Annotated in this window: 1 protein-coding gene; it reads left to right on the top strand. The window is 59.1% G+C overall.

What is annotated here, in order from left to right; genetic code table 11:
- The first annotated feature begins 76 nt into the window (after positions 1-76).
- Positions 77-1,426 carry an IS66 family transposase gene (tnpC, locus tag Q319_RS0123565; protein ID WP_081846285.1) on the top strand — a complete coding sequence of 450 codons (1,350 nt, stop codon included), beginning with the start codon at positions 77-79 and terminating at the stop codon, positions 1,424-1,426.
- Positions 1,427-1,434 lie beyond the last annotated feature (8 nt).

The raw sequence follows: 1,434 nt of genomic DNA, 5'->3' as shown, positions 1-1,434 counted from the left end.
GGACTTGCGAAGCGGGCGAGTGTAGAGTAGGCGCATTCAAAACGACTGCGCCAACTGCAAACGACTGGGAGCTGAACTGGCACAGCTTCAACTCGCGTTTGCTGCCTTGCTCGCCCGTGTTCAAGATCTGGAAGCCCAGCTCGCGCAAACCAGCAAAACCTCTAGCCAGCCTCCCAGCCAGGACAAACCGTGGCTTCCCAAGAGTGAGCGCCAGAAGAGCGGTTGCTCTTCTGGCGGACAGCGCGGCCACCCTGGCAAGACGCTGAAAATGAGTGAGCATCCTGATGAAATCAGGACGCTCCCAGTCACTGGGCAGTGCGGCTGTGGAGAGCCCTGGGACACCGTGGCGGTTCACGATCTGCTGGCCCGCCAAGTCCATGATCTGCCGGAAGTGCGGCTGCACGTCACGGAATATCAGGTCGAGGTCAAAATCTGCCCGCGCTGCGCCCACCGCGAACAGGCCGCCTTTCCTGCCGACGTTCCCGGTCAGGTGCAGTACGGGCCGCGTGTCCACGCCTTGACCACCTACCTGAATGTCGTGCATGCCGTACCGCTGGAACGCACCGCAGACGTGGTAGACGCGCTGTGTGGCGCGCGTCCATCTGGCGGCACCATCATGCTCAACCTCTACCTCGCCTCCAGTCGGCTCGAAGGCTTTGAAGATCAACTCAAAACCGCGCTCATGGAGCAAAATGTGCTGCACGCCGATGAAACTGGGAGCAAGTTGGGTGGCAAGATGCAGTGGTTGCACTCAGTCAGCAATGCTGAGTTCACGCTGTACGGACAGCATTCAAACCGGGGGTATGCAGCGATTGAAAAGATGGGCGTGCTGGACCGGTTTGAGGGCGTCGTGGTTCACGACGCCTGGAACACGTATTTCCAGCTTCCAGGTCAGCATGCACTGTGCAATGCTCATCTGCTACGGGAACTGCGTTACCTCCACGAACATTTGAAGCAAAGCTGGGCCGGAGAATTGCGCACCGAGTTGCAAGGGGTCTATCACCAGCGCAAGACCGGAACACTGACGCAGACCCAGAAAGAAGCGTTCTACGAACGCTTCGACGCCTTGTTGATCCAGGGACTCAATGCCAATCCGGCCTCTCCCCCAGTGCCGGGCCGCCGGTGGAAACCCAAGCAAACCAAGGGCCGCAATCTGGCTTTACGGTGTCAGCAGCACCGGGGCGCGGTGCTGCTGTTTCTCGAACGGGATGACGTTCCCTTCGACAACAACCAGGCGGAACGCGATATTCGGATGTTTTGCATCAAACGCAAAATCTCAGGGGGCTTCCGTTCTGTCGCGGGCGGCGAGGCGTTCTGCCGGATTCGCAGCTATGTCTCCACACTTCGCAAGCAGGGCATGAATGTTTGGCAGGGCCTCGTGAGTGTCTTTCGCGGTGACATCCTCATGCCGAACTTCTCGCGCTGAGTAGTTAC

The sequence above is a fragment of the Deinococcus marmoris DSM 12784 genome (genome assembly GCF_000701405.1).
Taxonomy (GTDB): Bacteria; Deinococcota; Deinococci; order Deinococcales; family Deinococcaceae; genus Deinococcus; species Deinococcus marmoris.
This window is presented reverse-complemented; position numbering and strand designations above follow the sequence as displayed.